9 protein-coding genes are annotated in these 20,241 nt (G+C 59.9%); 5 read left to right on the top strand and 4 right to left on the bottom strand.

The annotated features are described in order from the left end of the window. The first annotated feature begins 19 nt into the window (after window positions 1–19). From HHL09_RS06775 to HHL09_RS06755, 5 genes are all read left to right on the top strand, one after another. Window positions 20–3,634, top strand: coding sequence for a 3-keto-alpha-glucoside-1,2-lyase-like domain-containing protein (locus HHL09_RS06775; RefSeq protein WP_169453811.1), 3,615 nt, complete (start codon window positions 20–22; stop codon window positions 3,632–3,634). Between the two features lie 30 nt (window positions 3,635–3,664). Continuing rightward, window positions 3,665–6,040 carry a DUF1549 domain-containing protein gene (locus tag HHL09_RS06770; RefSeq protein ID WP_169453810.1) on the top strand — a complete coding sequence of 792 codons (2,376 nt, stop codon included), beginning with the start codon at window positions 3,665–3,667 and terminating at the stop codon, window positions 6,038–6,040. A gap of 5 nt (window positions 6,041–6,045) precedes the next feature. Continuing rightward, window positions 6,046–7,509, top strand: a complete 1,464-nt coding sequence (locus HHL09_RS06765) for a DUF1501 domain-containing protein (protein ID WP_169453809.1) — start codon at window positions 6,046–6,048, stop codon at window positions 7,507–7,509. 279 nt (window positions 7,510–7,788) lie between these two features. Beyond that, complete coding sequence (locus tag HHL09_RS06760) at window positions 7,789–10,179, top strand: hypothetical protein (RefSeq protein WP_169453808.1); 2,391 nt, start codon at window positions 7,789–7,791, stop codon at window positions 10,177–10,179. An 84-nt stretch (window positions 10,180–10,263) separates the two neighbouring features. Further along, on the top strand, window positions 10,264–15,969 hold the full coding sequence (locus HHL09_RS06755; protein WP_169453807.1) for a lamin tail domain-containing protein: 5,706 nt from the start codon (window positions 10,264–10,266) through the stop codon (window positions 15,967–15,969). Between the two features lie 9 nt (window positions 15,970–15,978). Here the strand turns inward: HHL09_RS06755 and HHL09_RS06750 are convergent, their stop codons facing one another. The 4 genes from HHL09_RS06750 to HHL09_RS06735 all read right to left on the bottom strand — a co-directional run bounded on the left by HHL09_RS06750 (window position 15,979) and on the right by HHL09_RS06735 (window position 20,213). Then, window positions 15,979–17,130 (bottom strand): hypothetical protein, encoded by a 1,152-nt coding sequence (locus HHL09_RS06750; RefSeq protein WP_169453806.1) that lies wholly within the window; start codon window positions 17,128–17,130, stop codon window positions 15,979–15,981. A 135-nt stretch (window positions 17,131–17,265) separates the two neighbouring features. After that, window positions 17,266–18,165 (bottom strand): metallophosphoesterase, encoded by a 900-nt coding sequence (locus tag HHL09_RS06745; RefSeq protein ID WP_169453805.1) that lies wholly within the window; start codon window positions 18,163–18,165, stop codon window positions 17,266–17,268. Then, window positions 18,162–19,658: a glycogen synthase gene (locus HHL09_RS06740; RefSeq protein WP_169453804.1), complete on the bottom strand. Its 1,497-nt coding sequence runs from the start codon at window positions 19,656–19,658 to the stop codon at window positions 18,162–18,164. The genes HHL09_RS06745 and HHL09_RS06740 overlap by 4 nt, the downstream gene beginning before the upstream one ends. Window positions 19,659–19,745: 87 nt before the next feature. Then, window positions 19,746–20,213 carry a hypothetical protein gene (locus HHL09_RS06735; protein WP_169453803.1) on the bottom strand — a complete coding sequence of 156 codons (468 nt, stop codon included), beginning with the start codon at window positions 20,211–20,213 and terminating at the stop codon, window positions 19,746–19,748. Between the last annotated feature and the right edge of the window lie 28 nt (window positions 20,214–20,241).

Raw genomic sequence — 20,241 nt, 5'->3', positions numbered from 1 at the left:
TCAGCATTCATCAGATTCCATGCACGCCCATCGTCGTCCGTCAGCCCGCTCGCTCATCCTTTTCTCCTCCCTCCTGCTTAGTGTCGCGGGATCCGCGCAGGAGTGGAAGCCTCTCTTCAACGGTAAAGACCTCTCCGGATGGAAGGGTGATCCGAAACTATGGCGTGTCGATCAAGGCACGCTGGTGGGCGAGACCGATCAGGATGGGAAGAAGATTCCCGCAAACACCTTCCTCATCTGGCAAGGCGGCGAACCGGGTGATTTCGAGCTCGAATACGAGGCTCGGGTGACCGGCGAGAACAATTCCGGAGTGCAGTATCGCAGCCGCACGATCGATCCCGCGAAGTTCTCGGTGGGAGGCTATCAGATGGATCTCCATCCGGATGCGAAGTATCTGGGCATGCTCTACGAAGAGCAGGGACGTGGCATCGCTTGTGAAAGCGGCCAGTCGGTGGAGCTCGCGGCAACCCCGAAGGTCGTGGGTCAACTGGATCGTCCTCCGGTAAAGCTGTCGGATTGGAATAGCTACCGGATCGTGGCCAGCGGCGATACCCTCAAGCATTTCATCAACGGCAAGCAGGTCGCCGAGATCAAGGATGTCGATGCGTCGAAGCGGTCACTGAAAGGTGTGATTGCGTTGCAGCTTCACGCGGGTCCCGCGATGAAGGCGGAGTTCAAGAATCTTCGGATCCGCCCCGTGGCGGGCAAGCCGGTGGCGGCTTCGTCCGCGGCCAAGGCTCCCCGGATTGCCGAGCCGACGGCCCAATGGATCTGGCAGAATGGAAGCCCGGGTGCCGGGCAGAAGTCCTTTTTCCGCCGGGAGTTTCCATTGCCGCGCGACATCGTGACGGCCTCGGTCACCGTGACCTGCGACAACTGGCAGCGCACCTGGGTCAATGGCAAGGACCTTGGCTGGACCAGCGAGTGGGCGGCTCCGGCAAGTCACGATGTGACCAAGCTGATCCGTCCGGGCGCGGCGAACGTGATCGCAGTCGAGGGACGGAATGAAGATAGTCAGGGAGGCATGGCGCTGCGCTTTAGCGCCACTTTGAAAGACGGGAAGAAGATCTTTCTCGTCACCGATGACAAGTGGGTCACCAGTTTGGAAGGAAAGCGCGGCTGGCAAGAAGACCGCTTCAATTCCCGCGATTGGACGCCTGCCGTGGCAGTCGCCAAGATGGGCGATCCGCCGTGGGGTGAGGTGATTGCCCCGGAAGGAAGCGCCAATGGTGCTCCGGAAGATGTGACCGCCGACTTTTTGGTGGCGAAGGATTTTAAGGTGGAGCGGCTCTACAAGGTTCCCAACGTCCAAGGCTCCTGGGTCGCGATGACCGTGGATGGCAATGGCAAGCTGCTTTGCTCCGACCAGTATGGAAAGATCTACCGGGTCACGCCGCCTGCGGGCCCGGACGATGAGACGGTCGTGACGCCGACGGCGATCCCGCTGAGCGGGGCCCATGGACTGCTGTGGCACCAGGGTGTGCTCTACGTGACAGTCAATGAAGGCAATGACCAAAGCGGCGTGTGGAAGGTGACGGACACGGATCGCGATGGTGAACCGGACAAGCCGGAGCTGATCAAGGCAGTCAATGGCCGGGGCGAGCACGGACCGCATGCGCTGGTGCCCTCTCCGGATGGCCAGTGGATCTATTTCGTGGCGGGGAATTTCACGGACTTCCCGGAGATGGAAACCCTCATGCCGAAGGTGTGGGCGGAAGATCAACTGCTGCCGCGGCGTCCCGATGCGAAGGGCCATGCCCACGACCGCATGGCTCCCGGCGGCTGGGTCGCACGGTTCAAGCCGGATGGCTCGAAGTGGGAACTTTTCGCGTCCGGCTTCCGCAATACCTACGACATCGCCTTCAATACCCAGGGTGATCTTTTCGGCTACGATTCGGACATGGAGTGGGACCTTGGCATGCCATGGTACCGCCCGACACGGGTCTGCCACATCGTGCCCGGTGCGGAATTCGGATGGCGGCATGGCACGGGCCCATGGCCGGCCTACTATGAAGATAGTATGCCGCCGCAGGTGGACCTGGGTCCGGGCTCGCCGACGGGCTTGCTTTCCGGCCGGGGTGCGAAATTCCCGGAGAAGTATCAGAAGGCGATCTATGCCTTCGACTGGACCTACGCGACGATCCACGCCATCCACCTGACCCCTGATGGTGAGGGCTACAAGGCGGAGCGCGAGGAATTCGTGGCGGGAACGGGCATGCCACTCACCGACGCTGCCATCGGCAAGGACGGTGCAATGTATTTCCTCACCGGAGGTCGCCGGACCGCATCCTCCCTCTGGCGCGTGACTTATGCGGGCCAGGAGACGACCACGCCGGTCCCCCAGCAGAAGAAGGAGCTGACCCTGGCGAACAAGGCGGGTGCGTGGGAAGGAATGGGCTCGGCCGACCGCATCAAGCGCTTTGAATCGCGCGTGGCGGTGGAAGCTGCAGGACCTGCGGCAATCTCCTCGCAGCTCGTTCGTGAGACGAATCCCTGGCAGGTGATCGGTGGATCGATGGCCTTGGCCCGCACCGGTTCGAAGAACGACAAGGCGACGATCGTGAAGGCCCTTGGCGGCTTGGATTGGGCTTCGCTCGACAATGCCCAGAAGATCAACTGGCTCCGCGCCTGCGGGCTTGCCTTTGCAAGGCAGGGTGAACCGTCCGATGCGGAGCGGGATGCGGTGCTTGCCAAAATCGACAATGCATTCCCTTCGAACCAGGCTGACCTGGACCGTGAGCTCTGCCGGATGCTGTGTTACCTGCAGGCTCCCGGGATCGTGGGCCGGACCTTGGCACTGATGGATACCACCGGGCCTTCACCGGCTCCGGATTGGCTGGCGACGGCGAAGCGCAATGCCCAGTACGGCGGTGCGATCGAGAAGATGATCGCCAACCTGCCGCCTGCGCAAGTGATCCACTACATCTACTGTCTGCGGGTGGTGAAGGGGCCGTGGAGCGAGGATGAGCGCAAGCGCTTCTTCGCATGGTTCGACAAGCTTCTCCAAAAGAGCGGCGGAGAGAGCTATGCCGGCTTCATCGTTGACCTGCGCAAGCAGACTCTCGAAACCTGCACCCCGCAGGAGCGCGAGTGGATCGGCAAGATGGCTCCTACCGCAACGGCAAATCCCTTGGCCGACCTGCCGCCTGTGAAGGGCCCCGGCCGCGAGTGGACCGTTTCTGATGTCGAGCGGCTTGCTGCCAGCGGGCTTGAGGGACGCGACAAGGACAATGGCAAAAAGATGTTCCAAGCTTCGCTCTGCGCCGCGTGCCATCGCTTCGATGGTGCGGGTGGCTCAGCAGGTCCCGATCTCACCGCCGTGGCCGGTCGCTTCAGCATCCGTGACCTCGCGGAAGCAATCATCGAGCCGAGCAAGGTGGTATCCGATCAGTATGCCTTCGACACGATCATCAAAAAGGACGGTTCGCAGGTCGTCGGGAAGCTGATCGAGGAAAAGGACGAACACTGGATCGTGGCAACCAGTCCCTTTGACTTCAGTGCAACGATGGAAGTCGAGCGCAGCCAGATCAAGGACATCAAGCCGTCCCCCGTCTCGCCCATGCCTGCCGGCATGATCAACCGCCTCAACGCGGATGAACTGAAGGACCTGCTTGCCTACCTGCTAGGAAAGTAAAGATCCCTGCCTATCCGACCATTCTCCCCGATGCGTTTGCGACTCCCACTGCTGTCCTTGCTTGCCCTGCCCCTAACGGGGAGTGCGGTGGACTTTGCACATGAGGTTGTGCCGGTCCTGCGTGAGCATTGCTCGAAATGCCACATGGGTGATGCCAAGAAAGGAGGCTTCTCGATGAATACGCGGGAAGCCTTGCTCTCCGGTTCGGAGAATGGCGCGGTGCTGGAAGCGGGGAAAGCCGCCGAGAGTACTTTCCTGGAGGCGATCCTTTCCGATGACAAGAGCGAGCGAATGCCTCCCAAGGGGGCACGCGTGCCTGCCGAACAGGTGGAGGTCCTCCGGAAATGGATCGATGAAGGGATGGTCTGGGAGCCGGGCTTTAGCTTCGGCAAGGGGTCTTACGAGCCACCCCTGAAGCCCCGACATCCGGAACTCCCTCCGGTCGTCGATGGTCGCGATCATCCGGTGGACCGCATTATCGACCGCTACTTCCAGGAGAACAAGATCACCCGCCCGCTACCCTTGGGAGATGCGGCTTTCATCCGCCGGATAACACTCGACCTCACCGGGTTGCTTCCCGCCCCGGCGGATGTTGATGCTTTCGTGGCAGATCGCTCGGAAGGGAAGCGGGCGAAGCTGGTGGCTGCGGTGCTCGACCGCAATACAGACTATGCCGAGCATTGGCTGAGCTTCTGGAATGACCTCCTCCGTAATGATTACCAGGGCACCGGCTACATCGACGGCGGGCGTAAGCAGATCACCGGATGGCTCTATCATTCGCTGATCGAAAACAAACCTTACGACCAATTTGCCCGCGAGCTTCTGGCTCCACCTACCGATGAGTCGCGGGGTTTCATCGACGGCATCCAGTGGCGCGGCAGCGTGAATGCAAGCCAGACGCGCGAGATCCAGTTTTCGCAATCGATTTCGCAGACCTTCCTCGGCCTGAACATGAAGTGCGCGTCCTGCCACGACAGTTTCGTGGACCGGTGGAAGCTGGATCAGGCGTATGGACTCGCCGCTATCTTTGCGGAGCGTCCGCTGGAGATTGCACGTTGCGACAAGCCTACCGGGCGCATGGCCAAGCCGGGCTGGATCTTCCCCGAGCTTGGCGAGGTGGATGCCAATGCCGCAAAGCCCGAACGGCTGAAGCAATTGGCGGGACTGATGACCCATCCGGACAACGGTCGCTTCACGCGTACTATCGTGAACCGGCTTTGGCAGCGATTGATGGGCCGCGGTATCGTGCATCCGGTGGATGCAATGGATACGGAGCCTTGGAGCGAAGATCTGCTGGACTACCTGGCGGTGCGCTTCGTGGAGGATGGCTACGATCTGAAGAAGGCGCTGGCCTTCATCATCTCCTCCCAAGCCTATCAGTCAGAGTCGGTGACGGTGTCCAAGGCAGAGGAGATAGCCGTTTTTCGAGGCCCGCTCCCGAAGCGGCTCAGTGCTGAGCAGTTCGTGGATGCGGTGTGGTCCCTCACCGGTACTGCACCGGAGAAGATTGCGAGCGGAGTTCCCCGGGGAGGGAGCAGTGGTGCCGGAATTTCAGCCCGCTGGATCTGGTCGGATCGCCTCGCCTCGGCTGGCACCCCACAAGGAGATGCGATTACCTTGGGAACCGAGTTTGAGCTTCGCGCGGCGCCAGTGTCGGCGCGGGCGGTTTTCATCGCGGACAACGAAGCGGAGATCTTCGTGAACGGCAAACCGGCAGCGAAGGAGGCGGGTTCTGCCCAAGGGCCACAGGCGCGGGCCATCGAGCTGCCCTATTTGAAGCAGGGCCGTAATACGATTCTCGTGCTGGCACGGAATGGAGGAAATGCTCCCAATCCGGCGGGCTTTATCATGGAAGCCCAGGTGAAGCTAACCAGCGGGGAGCCGGCCCGGATCATGACGGACTCCTCCTGGCGCTGGACAGCCATGCTGCCGGATTCGCAGGGCCGTTTCAGCCGGCCGCCTCGCGATTGGCAACCGGCTCAGGAAGTGGAGAACCCGCAGATCTGGGATCGCTTCACTGCTGGTCTCGCGGATGGCCTTGATCCGACGATGGTGCGCGCCTCGCTGGTGCCCTCCGATCTGCTCATGCGCGCCTTGGGCCGTCCGAACCGAGAGCAGATCGTCAGCATGCGCCCGGATAACATTACCACGCTGGAAGCGATTGATCTGGCGAACGGGGAGCAACTGTCTGGCCTGTTGAAGAAGGGCGCGTTGAAGCTTGCAGAATCAGGAGAGGGTTCCGAGGTCCTGGTGGACGCGCTTTTCATGCAAGCGCTTGGCCGCCGTCCAAGCTTGAGGGAGAAGACCGGTCTCGTGGGCGTCATCGGAGCAAAGCCATCCGCCCAAGCGATCGAGGATCTGCTGTGGATGATCCTGCTACTTCCCGAGTTCCAATTTGTGCGTTGAGGTTAATGAACGATCCTTTCCATTTCCCGAATTCACTCGATCCGAGGGAGCGCATCCAGACGCGCCGGACTTTCTTGAAGGCTCTTTCCGCCTCAAGCCTCGCGGCAGCGATGTCGGGTGTGCCGCGTGCCTTCGCCGAGGAAGAACTTGTGCAGCCTCCGGCCAAGGCAGACTGCTGCATCCTCCTGTGGATGGCCGGCGGCATGGCTGCTCCGGAAACCTTCGATCCCAAAGCGTACCTGCCTTTCGAGAAGGGTGTTCCCGTCGAGAAAGTGCTCAGCACTTTCCCCTCGATCAATACCAGCCTGGATGGCGTGAAGATCAGCAAGGGGCTGGAAGAGATCGCGAAGTTGATGGGCCGCGCGACCTTGATCCGTTCGCACGTGCAGCCTGACCTCGGCTCGATCCTCCATTCCCGGCACCAGTATCATTGGCATACGGGCTATGTACCACCCCAGACCGTGGCCGCACCGCACATCGGTGCTTGGATGGCCCGTGCGCTGGGTCCGAGGAACCCGGTGATTCCCGCCTTCGTGAATATCGGGCAGCGGCTTGAAGGCATCGGCGAAAGCGAGGAGCTGAAGGCCTTTACCACGGCTGGCTTTTTCGGTGCGGAATTCGGTCCATTCAACTTGCCGTATCCTGATGAAGCCGCGCGTTCGGTGCGGCCTCCGGAGGGCATGGATCCAGGAAGATTCGCCAACCGCTACAAGCTTTACCGCAGGCTGGTGGACAGCAGCCCGAACCGCGACTTCATGAGCGACTACCAGCAGGAGTCGATGCTCCGCTCACTGGAAAATGCGCACCGTCTGCTCGGCTCGAAAGAGAAGGATGCCTTCGATCTCACGAAGGAGCCGAAGGACGTGCTCGAGGCCTATGGTGACGGGCGCTTCGGTCGTGGCTGCTTGTTGGCTCGCAGGCTTGCCGAGGCGGGTGCCCGCTTCATTGAGGTAACCACCGAGTACATTCCGTTTATCCACTGGGACACTCATGAGAATGGTCATGAAACCGTGGTGAAACTGAAGCAGGAGATTGATCGCCCGATCGCCCGGCTTATTCGCGACTTGGAAGAGCGAAAGATGCTTGATCGCACCTTGGTTGTCATCGCGAGCGAATTCAGCCGCGACATGATGATCGAGGGCGTGCCCGGCTCGGAGGCGAAAGACCAGGCCCGCGTGAAATCGGACACCTTGGAGAACATGACCCACTACGGGCTGCACCGGCATTTCACCGGCGGATCATCGGTGGTGATGTTTGGAGGAGGGGTGAAGAAGGGTCATGTCCATGGGGCGACCGCTGACGAGCGTCCTCTTGTGGCAGTGAAGGATCCGGTCAGTATCACGGATCTTCATGCTACGATCTTCACGGCGATGGGTATCAGCCCGAAGAGTGTCTACGAGATCGAGAAGCGTCCTTTCTACGCCACGGAAGACGGCAAGGGTAAGGCGGTGAGCAGTATTTTTGCTTGAGGGACCAGTCCCGCGAGGGCTGGGGCGGAGTGGTCGGATCACCCGAGTTTTTCTCCCGCGACACCTGCCCGGAAATTGGCAGGCATTTGGAATCCAATTGGGTCGTCACCTGATGACGGCTTTGTCACAAACGATCTGATAGATCTCTTACTCCGCGGTCTTCTGCCGGCCTGTATGGGCTCCTGAATCCCGCATGCGTGGTCCTCGGTTCTCCCCCGGATGTCCATGCCTGCAGGGATGGTTTTCCCGGAGCGAGACTCCCCTTAAACCCATAAATCCATGAGAACCCCAATCCTCGTAGCATCGCTAGCAGGCGTGCTGGCTCCGCTCGGCGAAGCGAATACGCTGCTCTTCAAGGACACGTTCAACGTTGCCGATCTCGCGAATCTCGATAACTCGGCCCTTACCGAAGGCCGACGTGAAGGAACGCTCGCTTCTACGGTTTCTGTCCGATCCGCCCTGACCCAACATCACATCTTGTCCGAGCAACTCCGCTTCGCCGGAGGAGGGCGCGTGAGATTCCAAACGAGTCCTTCCGCGTGGTTCAACTGGGCGGCGGCACCGACTGGAACCTCGATCGCCACGGACAAGGGCATCCGCGTGGAGTTCGACTGGATTCCGATCAACAACACCACGACGAACTGGGTATCCTTCGACCTCGGTTTTCCCAGCGGCACCACCCTTGCCGAACCGGCAACCCGGGTGAACCACTCGGAAACGGACTACGGCATTCTCTTCCGCGACAATGGCGCCACCGAACGATTCGACAATGGTTTCAACAAGGGTGCGGGCGGAACTTTCGATCCGGTGCTGACCAACCGCCATGTGGTGATCGACTATGCCTTCGAGAACTTCGCGAATGGCACCGCGGTGAAGGTGATGGCTTCCGTGAACGGAACCTTTGTAACCACCAGCGTGGTGGGTGGTAACACGGTTCCTTACGAAACCTTCTTCTGGGACAATAACAACGGCGAGCTCTACATGGAGCTTGGCACGAATGAAGCCGGGCACCTCATCGACAACTATTCGGTCTCGACGATTCCGGCTATTTATTCGCTGTCGCTCGACAAGAGCACGTTCATCTCGGGTATCGATCCCGGCCAGCTGGTTGCGACCCTTAGTGGCGGTACTTTTGCCCAAGGTTCGGAAGCTTCCACCTTCACCTTCGTGACCGGTGATGGCGATCAGGACAACGCGAAATTCCAGATCACCGGCGACCAGCTGCAGGCAGGCTCCTATGACTTCACCCAAGACTTCGACGGGATGCTCTATTTCGTCCGGGTGAAGGGAACCGGCAGCGTTTCCGGTGGAGAGAAGGAGATGGAATTCGTGCTCACGCTCATCAAGGACGATGACGCGGATGGTCTCCTCGATGAATGGGAACTCTCCTTTGCAAATGACCTCACCGAACTCACCGGGCTGGCCGAGGGCCCTGGCCCGGGTGCGAATACGGGTGATTTCGACGGCGACGGAATTAGCGATATCGATGAGTATGAATTGAGTATCACGACCCAGCCCGGGATCAATCCGATGCTCAAGGATACCGATGAGGATGGTCTGGATGACAATGATGAGCTGGCTGGCGCCAATGGGCGTCCGATCACCAGCGCCGTGCGCGCCGATACCGATGGTGACGGACTGAACGACATGATCGAATCGAACTCCGGTACCTATGCGAGCGCCACGGATTCCGGAACCAATCCGACCATCCCGGATTCGGATGGCGACGGATCACGTGATGGATTCGAAGTCGAGAAGGGCAGCATCCCCACCGACATCGCCTCCCGGCCGGTGCTTCCGCCTTCGGTGGAGGTGATCGCGGTGACCGATGATGTCAGCACGGGTGTCTCCACCGCGGTGACCTATACCCATGCGATCAGCGGCGGTGGTCCGGCCACGGTGAACGGGGTACTCTTCGAGGAACTTGGCGGTGCCTTGACGCCTGCGAACTTCAACTGGCTCGTCTCGACTGGTGCAAAAGGCGAGATCGATCCGATTAACAATGGAGATTGGGTGCCTGCTTCCGGCGGTGTGACCGGCCCGGGCTTGTTGGATCTGTTTGGTGGCTTCACCTACGGTGCCACCGGAAATCCGGGTGTGGTGCAGACTTATGTCCTCAGCGGCCTGACGGTCGGCCAGAGCTACAAGCTCAAGCTCTTCGTCCGCAAGTGGGATACCGACGGAAGCGGCCGTCCAATCGATTTGATCTTCACGAATGGGGAGACGGTTGAGCAGCCATTCGGTGCCTTACTGGCAGACCGGCCGGGAATCGTGCTGAACAATGGCAATGACGACTCCGCTTACTACATCTCCTACACCTACGTTGCGGAGGCAACGGACCTGATCATCGAGGCGGGAATCCACACCAGTGCGATCAATGCAAGCGGCTCCTTCCACATGTATGGGCTGACGAATGAGATCGTGGGAACTCCGTCCACCGAGCTGAAGATCACCTCGGTGAGCCGGACTTCTACCGGAGACATCGTGATCAACTTCACCGGCGTTGCCGATACCGAGTATGATGTGACCCGGTCTCCGGATCTCAGCACGGCATTCAGCCCGCTGACGACCCCGCTGACGGCGACAACGAATAGCTCGGGAATCGGGCAAGTGCTGATTCCTGCTTCCGAGGCGTCGGAGGCGAAGGAGTTCTATCGTCTCGAAGAGTAGTACTTTCCATTCATTCGATCACGCCATTGGTTTCCGCAGGCAGAATGCTGCCTGCGGAAACCTGCTTTTCAGAACTTTGATCTCATGATCCCGAAATTCGCCCGGATCGCTCCCCTCGGACTTTTTGCAGCAGCCGGTATCGCACTCGGTGATGCGCCGGATGCAGTGGTGACCTTCAACGAAATCCACTACAATCCCGCAGAAGGCCAGGATGCGGAGTGGATCGAGCTCCACAACCAGATGGCGGTGAACGTGGATATCTCAGGGTGGTCCCTTGATGACGGGGTGGAGTATACCCTGCCTGCAGGCACGGTCATCCCCGGTGGAGGTTTCCTGGTGATCGCGAAAGATCCCGGCAATCCGGCTCTCGCCTCAATTTCCGGGGTAAAAGGGCCCTACACGGGGAATCTGTCGAATTCGGGAGAAACGATCGATCTGGTCAGTCGGTCCGGACGTCTGATGGATCGGCTGGAATTTGGTGACTCCGGCCAATGGCCGGTCGCAGCGGACGGAGCCGGAGCCACGCTATCGAAGAGGAAGCCTGGCCTTGCGGGGGAGAACCCCGCCAACTGGAGGGCTAGCCTGAGGAGCGGCGGTACGCCCGGAGCCTACAACTTCAGATCGCCCGATGAACCGATCTATCACGATCTGGCGAACGCGAACTCGACGTGGCGCTACTACGACCTCGCTGCTGCGCCTCCGGCAGGATGGAATAGCGTTTCCTTCAATGACAGCTCCTGGTCCCAAGGACTCCCGCTCTTTGGTTCAACTTCCGCCCCGCCGGTCCTCGGTGTGACTGCCGATCTCGTCGAGCGCTTCAATTCGGGAGCACTGACCGGAGTTTCCGATGGTGCGTCCTTTTCGCCTTGGCCCGATACGGCGACGGGTGACGGGCTCTCGCAGGATGCCGCGGCTGGCAGCGATCCGAGGTACGAGTTGGCAGCAACACCTTCGGGCCAGCCGGCCGTGAGCTTCGATGGCAATGATGAGTTTCGCACCGGCATTGCACCGGGTATTCCATCAAACTCGGGCTTCGTTTATTTTGTGGTTTGCAAGGCCATCGGGATTCCAACGAGCGGTGGAGTGAATGACGGAAGCGGTGATTACCTTTTCGACCGTGAGAATGCGGCTTCCGATAACCCGCTGGTCTCCCTGAAAGCGGTCAACGGCCGCTACGGGTTTCAGAAGCGGCACGACAATGGCTCCGATCTGGGAGGGCCGGTATCCACGACCGCGATCTCAACGACGCAGTTCCAGATCGTCGCCGTGAGGAGGAATCCTGCACAGAGCCGCTTCGAGATATGGGTGGATGGCGCGATGGAAGGAAGCTCGAGCGACAGTGGTGCGGCGTTGACCCCACAGCCGATCGTCATTGGAAACCACGCGGGCTCTGCCAACGGCTTTGTGGGCGAGATCGCGGAGGTTTTGATTTATCGGGACGGGCTTTCGAATGACGATTTCCTCAGGGCTGGTGCTTATTTGGAGGCGCGCTACGGGCTCAATACGGCCTTCCCCGATCTTACCGTGCAGACGCCGATCTCGAGCTCGGCTTCGACCTCCTATTTCCGCCGGAGTTTCACTTTCAACGGCGATGCTTCGCGGACGGTCCTTAAGCTGAACTACACGGCTGCGGATGGAGCGGTCTTCTATCTCAACGGGCAAGAGGTCAGCCGAACCAACATGCCGGAGGGGCAGGCGGGGCACACGACTTCTGCCCTCTCCGATGTTCTCGAACCTGTCTCATCGGGGACATTGGTTGTTCCTTCAACGGCCTTGGCGGCGGGGAGCAATGTCCTGGCCGTATCGCTTCATACCAGCGCGACGGATAACACCGCTCTTTTCACGGCGAGCTTGCAGGCTGTGGAAACGCCTGCAGATCCCGATGAGTCGCCAGGACTTCTCCTGAATGAGATCGCGGCGAGCACGGCGACGGCGGCGAACTTCTTTGTCGAACTGCGGAATCCGACTCCTCTCCCGACATCCACCGCCGGTTTCTCCCTGGAGTTGGTCGGAACTCCCGGAGCGTCCTTCGCGTTGCCTGCATCCACGGTGCCTGCGGGCGGCGTGATTCACTTCACGAGAGCTCAACTCGGCTTCAATCCCCCCTTGGATGACAAGATCGCACTGAGGGCTCCCGGTGGACCCTTGGCGGACGTGAGGGCTGTGGACACCGCGGTACGGGGTGCCTCCGCCGAATGGCCGGGCCAGTGGTTGTTTCCCAGTGCGGCAACACCGGGCGCGGCGAACTCGATCACGCTCGTGCAGGATATCGTGATCAATGAGATCTGCTACAATCCGCCCGATGTCAACGTGGCCAGCGAGAGCAAGCAGTGGCTGGAGCTCCACAACCGGGGAGTCGCGCCGGTAGATCTCTCCGGATGGTCCTTTGGATCGGCGATCGACTACGTCTTTCCTGCAGGCACCACGCTTCCAGCAGGAGGGTATCTTGTTGTCGCGAAGGATCCTGCCGGGCTGCTTTCGGCGTTTCCCGGGATCAATGTGGTCGGTCCTTACGATTCGAGCCTTGCAGGGAGCGGAGAGCGTATCCTGCTTCTGGATGCCGCAGGGAATCCTGCGGACGAGGTGTCTTATATCGATGGCGGGCGCTGGCCCGGTGCCGCGGATTCGGAGGGGTCAACGCTGGAGCTTCGCAGCCCGCGTGCAGACAATTCACTCCCCGAGTCGTGGGCGGCTAGCAATGAGAATAGCCGGCGTTCCTGGCAGAACTACACGTATCGCGCGACGGCGTCCGCGAGCAGCGTGGGTCCGGATGGCCAGTGGCGGGAGTTTGTGTTCGGCCTGCTGGATGGTGGTGATGTGTTGTTGGACGACATCACCGTGACCGAAAGTCCCGATACTGCTCCTGTGCCGATGATCACCGGAGGCGACTTCCAGTCCGGTCTTGAAGGCTGGCGTTTCCTTGGAACCCATCGCCATGCCGAACTGGTGGCAGATCCGGATAGTCCGGGAAATACGGTCCTCCATCTGAAGGCGACGGGTCCCACGGAACACATGCACAACCATGTGGAGACCACCTTGGCTGGAGGAAGGTCGGTCGTGAATGGCCGGGTCTATCAGATTGCCTTCAGGGCAAAGTGGCTGGGTGGTTCGAACCGGCTCAATACGCGACTCTATTTCAATCGCGTGGCGAACACCACCTTGCTCGGTCGAACGGATAACCCGGGAACTCCAGGGAGCGTGAACTCGACGGCGGTAGCCAATGTCGGGCCGGGCATCACGGAATTCAGCCACGCGCCGATGGTCCCGTCGGCGGGAGAGGCCGTGACCGTGAAGGTGAAGGCGGCTGACCCGGATGGCTTGGGAAATTTTACGCTGCGCTATTCGGTGGCGGGAGGGCCTTTTGTCTCCGAGCCGATGAGTGTCGGCGCTGACGGGGCGACCTTCAGCGGAGTGATTCCGGGTCAGCCCGCGGCAACGGTGGTCCGCTTTTATGTATCGGGAACCGACGGGGCGATTTCCCCGGCGACTTCGGTGTTTCCTGCGGATGGCGAAAATTCCCACGCGCTCTATCAGGTGAACGACGGTCTCGCGACGAACAATGGCCGACACAACTTCCGGATCGTTATGGATCCAGCGGACAAGGCGCTCCTCTATCAAACGAACAATCTGATGAGCAACGAGAGGCTCGGTTGCACCGTCATCTATGATGAGAAGGAGGCCTACTACGATGTCGGAGTGCGGCTGAAGAGCAGCCAGCGCGGGAGGCCGGAGGCGGCACGTGTCGGATTCAATGTCGGATTCAACCGTGACCAGCTTTTCCGCGGGGTCCATCGGACGGTATCCATCGACCGTTCAGAGGGTCAGCAAACCGGATGTCAGGAGATCCTCTACGATCACGTGATGTATGCCAGCGGTGGAGTGCCAGCGGAATATAACGACCTGTGCAAGGTGATCGCGCCGGATCCCGCCCATACCAGCTCCGCGATCATGCAGCTCGCGCGCTTTGGCGACGTGTTCCTGGATTCCCAGTTCGAGAATGGTAGCGATGGCACTTCTTACGAATACGAACTGATCTACTACCCGACCACGACCGATGCCAATGGCTACAAGCTTCCTCAGCCGGACAATGTGGTTGGGACCGATGTAACGAGTCTCGGCGACAACAAGGAAAACTATCGCTGGAATTACCTGCTGGAGAACAACGAGGACGTGGACGACTATTCGCGGATTGTCGCGATGTCGAAGCTCTTCGACAAATCCGGATCGGCCTTTGATGCGGAGGTGAATACCGTTCTGGATGTCGACCAGTGGCTGCGAGCCTTGGCTTATTCCTGTGCGAGCGGGGCGGGGGATTCCTTCTTCGCGAACGCGAATCATAACGGGATCTTCTACGCCCGGCCAGACGGGCGCGTCCTTTACTTCCCGCACGACATGGATTTCTCGTTCGATGCCACGCGCTCGATCTTTGAGAACTGGGAACTGCAGAGGCTAACATCCAATCCCGTGCGGCGACGGGCCTATCTTGGGCATCTGCATGACATCTGCACGACGGTGTTCAACCAGTCTTACATGAGCACGTGGGCGGGCCATTACGGCTCCTTGCTCCCCGGTGAAAATTTCAACGCCCATTTGAGCTACATCAATACCCGTTCGAACTACATCCTTTCGCAGGTGAATGCCGAGATTCCCTCGGTGAACTTTGCGATCACAACCAATGGCGGTGCGAACTTCAGCGCAAGCACCAGCCCGGTGATTCTCCAGGGTCAGGGATGGGTAAACGTTCGGGACATTCGCATTGCCGGATCTACCTCGCCGCTGACGGTCACTTGGACCGCCGCGACGGCATGGCAGATCTCGGTGCCCGTCGCGGTGGGAGCGAACTTGATTTCGCTGGAGGCGGTCGATTTCTCCGGAAACGTAGTGGGCACGGACAGCATCACCGTGACGAATACCGGGGTCATCCAGGTGCCGACTTCGTCCACGCTGGTTGTTTCCGAAATCTACTATAATCCGCCCGGCAGCGTGGAGACCACCGAGTACGTGGAGCTGATGAATATCTCTGCCTCCACCCTCGATTTGAGCGGTGTGAACTTTCACGAAGGCATCACGGCCACCTTCCCGAACAACACGTTGCTGGCACCGGGAGCCCGCATCCTGGTGGTTCAAAACACTGCCGCGTTCAATGCCGCCTTTGGAACGGGCCGTCCCATCGGCGCGACCTTTCCGAACAGCTTGGATAATAGCGGGGAGTTTCTCGCGTTCCGGAGAGCGAATGGACAGGTGCTGAGGAGATTCGCCTACAGTGACCTGCCTCCATGGCCGGTGGAGGCGGATGGTGACGGCTACTCGCTGGTTCTTGTGGATCCGTGGTCGAATCCCGATCCTTCCAAGCCTCAGAGCTGGAGGGCAAGCGCGACGGCGAATGGTGGCAATCCGGGGCTCTCCGACACGCAGTCCTATGCGGAGTGGAAGGCGTCCAACGGTAACCTCCCCGACGATGATGACAGCGACGGTGACGGAATCACCGCGCGCATGGAATACTTCCTCGGGGGAAGCCCCGCAGTGGCGAATTCAAGCCTTGCGCCGCAATGGACTGTGGAAGCCAGCGGCTCCTTCCTGATGTCAGTGACGCGCCGCGTGGCTGCGGAGGGTGCCATGGTGCTACCGCAATCGTCGACGAACCTGACGACCTGGGGAGAAGCGGCGAACTACCAGTTCCTTTCGAACCAGCGCTTGCCGGGAACGCCTGCGGTGGATCGCTTGACCTACCGGGTTACGCCACCCGCCGCCACGAAGAAGTTCTTCGCGCGTTTCGCCTTCGGGCCCTGAGAGCGAGCGCTATTTCGTGGGAGGGGCGGCATTCGCCGCCTTGTCCCGCGCTTGGGCGCTGTCACGAATGGCTTGTTTGACTGCATTCAGGCGCTCCGGCCAGACGAAGGTCGGAGCCTTGGATGGGTCGTAGCCTTCCATGTGGCCGGTGAGCCGGGTGGCGGGCTTCGTGTACTTCACTTCCGTTTCGCCAAATACCTCACGGCATAAAGCGGCGAGTCCCGGGTCGTATTCGAGCAGTTCGGCGCGAGTGTTGACGTGATTGTGATCGCTGTCGTTCTCGCGGTTGTTGTCGAACCAGGATTGCACTCCCTCGGCGAAGTATTCGTGGCGGTTCACGCTGGCGTATTTGCCCTTCCAGAGGCCGGCCTTCATTGCTGCCTTGTAGGTTTCCTCAAGACGCGGATCGAAAGTGGGATCGACATTCATCAGGCCGCGCAGGTGGATGTTGTGCGCGAACTCATGGATGAGGATGCATTCCTTCTCATAGGGGTCACCCGGATAGCCGAGCACGTTCTCTTCCGCGCATGTGCAGAAGGGGTCGGTGGGGCTCCCGCCGGTGCCGCGGGCGCGGGCGTCCCAGTATTCCTTGCCGGAGAACTTCTCAAAGCCATGCATCGGTTCGTCGCCCATGTGGCTGAATTCGGGCAGGTCGGTGGTGAATTCGTTGTGAGCGATGATGCAGAGCCGCGCCCCGCTATCCACCATCGCTTGGAGCACATCGGGGCGCTTGGCGAGCATCAGGTCGCAGATGTAGGAGGCCTCCTTGAGTGCATAGGGATTCACGTTTGCGGATCCCACGATGGGAAATCCGCGGAGATGCGTGATCCGGGTGTAAAAGGGTGGGATCCCATCCTTTCCTGCGGGATCGAAACGGAAACCTTGAGTCTTCACCTTCGCGGTGACCGTGGCTTCCTTTTGGTCCTCGCGTCCCACCATGAGGAAGCGATGTCCGAGGCTGGTGGTGAAGATTGTGTCCTTGCCTGCCGGCACGGACCCATTCGGGAGGCGCTCGGTCTCAGATTTCAGCCAGAAGATGTCCAAGGGGTCCTCGCTGGCATTGATGATTTGTAGGCGAGGCCGTTCCTCGCTTTGGCCCATCAGGGTGGCGGGGATCGCCAGTAAGGAAAGGAGAACGGCGGAGCTGCGGACGATATTCATGGCTTCCAAGCTATTACGCGGTATTCCGCATGAAGCTTTTCGCCTTCACCATCCAATCTCGCGGCAGTGGCGGAATTGGCAGTGCGCCTTGGGCAAAGGGCACAAAAGACCGGCCGTGCCAATCGCAGTCGCGCCTCAAACGGCGAGCACCCGGGATTCCGCGCGACCGTGGCCGGTGATGACGATGCGGTCATCGAAGACATCCACCACCGAGTAGGCGTTGATACCCGGCTCATGGAGCATGGAGCGGAAGGTCACGTAAGGGATGCCCTTTCGCTCGACGAAGGCGCCGGCATGGTTATGGCCATTGAAGTAGGCCCGCACGCAGTCATGCTTGTCGATGACCGCGAGCACTTCATCCGCCTGCCAAGCTTGGTGCATTTCCGCCGGAATCAGAGGATGGTGTCCGCAGAGGATGACCTTTTCCTTGGCCGCGCTGGCGGCGGAAAGCTCGCGGTCGAGCCATTCGAGCTGGGCTTTTGAAAGGCCGCCGTTCCATGGCTTTGCCCCCGGAGCTTGCGCCGCTTCCAGCTTCTTCAGAAGTTGGGCGGCCTCCTTGTTCCGTAGGGAATCCTTCGGATCCCGGTAGGTCGAAAGATCGTTTGTATCCAGCATTACGAAGCGAGTGCTACCACTACGGAAGGTGTAGTAGTCATGTGGCATTCCCAAGGTGGAAACGACACGAGCTTTCTCGGCATCGGCGATTGAGTAGTCGTGGTTTCCAAGCAGGTGGTAAATCGGATGACCCAGCCCGCTTATCAAGGGCAACATCACGTCGAAGGACTTGAAATCGCGGTCGATGAAGTCACCGAGGTGAAGGGTGAATTCAGGTTTGGCTGCCCGGATCACCTCCACCGCTTCCTTCATCTTTCCAGGGGTAGTGCGGTAGTGCCGCTCTCCTTCCGGATCGGCATCGGCATACTGGGCGTCGGCGATCAGGCCGAATCGGAGCACCGGCTTGCTTCCTTCTTCCGCGAGGGTGGTCAGGGGGAGGAGCGCGGTGGTGGTGGAGCCCAGGAATGCCCTTCGGTTCATGCGGTTACGGTAGTTTGCAACATCTCCTCGTAGCGCCGGATGTAGTCGGCGGCGGTGGCCTCGTGGTTGAAACGTGCGGTAGCCTCGCGCATCACGCGGGCGAGTTGCGCAGTGCGTTCAGCCTGGGGCTGATGGAAGAAATTCAGGGCTTCCCCGACTGCCCAGCGGAGGCCGTCGGCATTGAAATATTCGAAGAGGAATCCGTTTCCGGTGCCTTCTTCTTGCTTCAAATGCTCCACCGTATCGTGGAGGCCGCCGGTGTCGTGGGCGATGGTCAGGCTGCCGTACTTCGGTGCGATCATCTGCGGCAGGCCGCAGGGCTCGAAGGAAGAAGGCATGAAGATGAAATCGCTGGCCGCGTAGCCGAGGTGGGAAAGCTTTTCGTCGAAGTCCCTTACTGCCACACGATCGTAGAGGCCGTGGATCTTCACGATATTGTTGAAGTGCTTCTGGAAGACTCCACTGGCGACGACCACGATCTGCATGTGATTTTGCGTGACGAGTTCGTGAAGAATCTCGGTGAGCAACTGGCAGCCCTTTTGCACGGGATCCAGGCGCGAGGGCCAGAAGAAGATCGGGATATCGGGATCTCCCGCCAGACCGAGCCGTTCTTGGAGCTCCAGCTTGTTCGCGCGTTTGCCTTTCTCCAGATCGTCGGGTCCGTAGTGGGTGGTCAGATAGGGATCGGTGGCGGGGTCGAAGACCGGATCAGGCGCATTGAGGATTCCGCTGGCGCAATTCGAGTGCTTCTTGCCCCGCAGTTCATTGCGGATCGCATCCGGAATGAAGGCGTGGTCTCCCCGGACGATTTCCTCGAGGAAAGTCGGGCTTACCGTATTCACATGATCCGCCGCGAAGATCCCGCTGGAGAGGAGATCCACGTGATTGGTGCTACGGCTTTCCTCGTAGTTCCATGGTGAGCGGCGGAAATAGAGATGCTGCCAGAAGTCGGCGGCATCGATGCCCCGGTCCTCGATCTGGGCCAGGGTGAGGTGCTCGGAGTGAATGTTGTGGACCGTGAAAAGGGAAGGGATGCCGTGACGCTTTGCGACCGCGGGGATCAGGCCTGTCATCCAATCGTTGCAATGGATCAGGTCCGGCCGAACTTGGGGGATCGTGTGGTTGATCACCTCGCGCTGGAAGGCCAGGGCGATGAGATGATTCTCTGCCCCGTAGACGCTCGAGCGATGATAGAAGACCCGGTCTTGCGCCAGATGGATGCGTTGTTCCGGGAGTGAGCGGCTTACCTTCTGGAACTCGTTGTCGAAGACGCTGGCGACATCGAGGTGAAACATCCGCCGGTAATTCGGCAGGGCGACATGCACGTCCGCACCTTGATCATAGAGCGCTTTGACGAGGGAGGCAGAGACGTCGGCCAGGCCTCCGGCTTTGGCGCACATCCGTTGGGCGAGGTTACCCATGCCTTCCGGCAGGTAGGTGATCTCCGGAGTGACGACCAGGATCCGCGGGCGACGGGGTGGATTCTCAGACATGGGTTCAGGGGTTTCCCTAAATCCTAGCGACCCACTCCCCTTGATTGCAAGAAAGCCCGAAGGGAATCCCCCTTTTTTCACAGCGGATCACCTTCCTTCTTCCGGGAGCGCGAATTTGATTCTTAGAAGAGCTTCGCGCGCCGCCGGGATTTCGGAATGCTTTTCGAGATCGACGCTGAATGTCGCGTATCCTTTCGGGATCTGGAGGAAGAGCCTGCACTTGTCGGTTTCCCGCCCGATCCGCACCGCAAAGAATTGATAGGCGATGCCGTCCCGATCTGACTCTTCCGAGAATATATAGGACTTCCGTTCCTCTTCCGGTCGTTCGCTGAGAGTCTTTGGAGGTCCACCCATGTCGAAGATGTCATATCTCACCTTCAGCTTGGGCTTGCTGATGAGAATATCCCCGACAATCGAGTCGGCTCCCTGGATTCGCTTGTGCTCGTAGCCTTCAGGAAGGGTCATTTTCAGGCTGCCCCTATCCACGGTTGTTTCGGCGAATGCCGGGCAAGGGTGGAGTGCCAGGACCAGCAGTAGTGAGGCGAAGGCTCTCATGATGGAATTCGAAACCGGAGGCCGGAGC

Origin of the sequence: Luteolibacter luteus (assembly GCF_012913485.1) — a bacterium.
GTDB classification, from domain to species: Bacteria; Verrucomicrobiota; Verrucomicrobiia; order Verrucomicrobiales; family Akkermansiaceae; genus Haloferula; species Haloferula lutea.
This window is presented reverse-complemented; position numbering and strand designations above follow the sequence as displayed.

Bases quoted from the DNA above. Each gene is read 5' to 3' on its own strand.
- HHL09_RS06775 (WP_169453811.1), top strand. From the start codon at position 20: ATGCACGCCCATCGTCGTCCGTCAGCCCGCTCGCTCATCCTTTTCTCC.
- HHL09_RS06770 (WP_169453810.1), top strand. From the start codon at position 3,665: ATGCGTTTGCGACTCCCACTGCTGTCCTTGCTTGCCCTGCCCCTAACG.
- HHL09_RS06765 (WP_169453809.1), top strand. From the start codon at position 6,046: ATGAACGATCCTTTCCATTTCCCGAATTCACTCGATCCGAGGGAGCGC.
- HHL09_RS06760 (WP_169453808.1), top strand. From the start codon at position 7,789: ATGAGAACCCCAATCCTCGTAGCATCGCTAGCAGGCGTGCTGGCTCCG.
- HHL09_RS06755 (WP_169453807.1), top strand. From the start codon at position 10,264: ATGATCCCGAAATTCGCCCGGATCGCTCCCCTCGGACTTTTTGCAGCA.
- HHL09_RS06750 (WP_169453806.1), bottom strand. From the start codon at position 17,130: ATGAATATCGTCCGCAGCTCCGCCGTTCTCCTTTCCTTACTGGCGATC.
- HHL09_RS06745 (WP_169453805.1), bottom strand. From the start codon at position 18,165: ATGAACCGAAGGGCATTCCTGGGCTCCACCACCACCGCGCTCCTCCCC.
- HHL09_RS06740 (WP_169453804.1), bottom strand. From the start codon at position 19,658: ATGTCTGAGAATCCACCCCGTCGCCCGCGGATCCTGGTCGTCACTCCG.
- HHL09_RS06735 (WP_169453803.1), bottom strand. From the start codon at position 20,213: ATGAGAGCCTTCGCCTCACTACTGCTGGTCCTGGCACTCCACCCTTGC.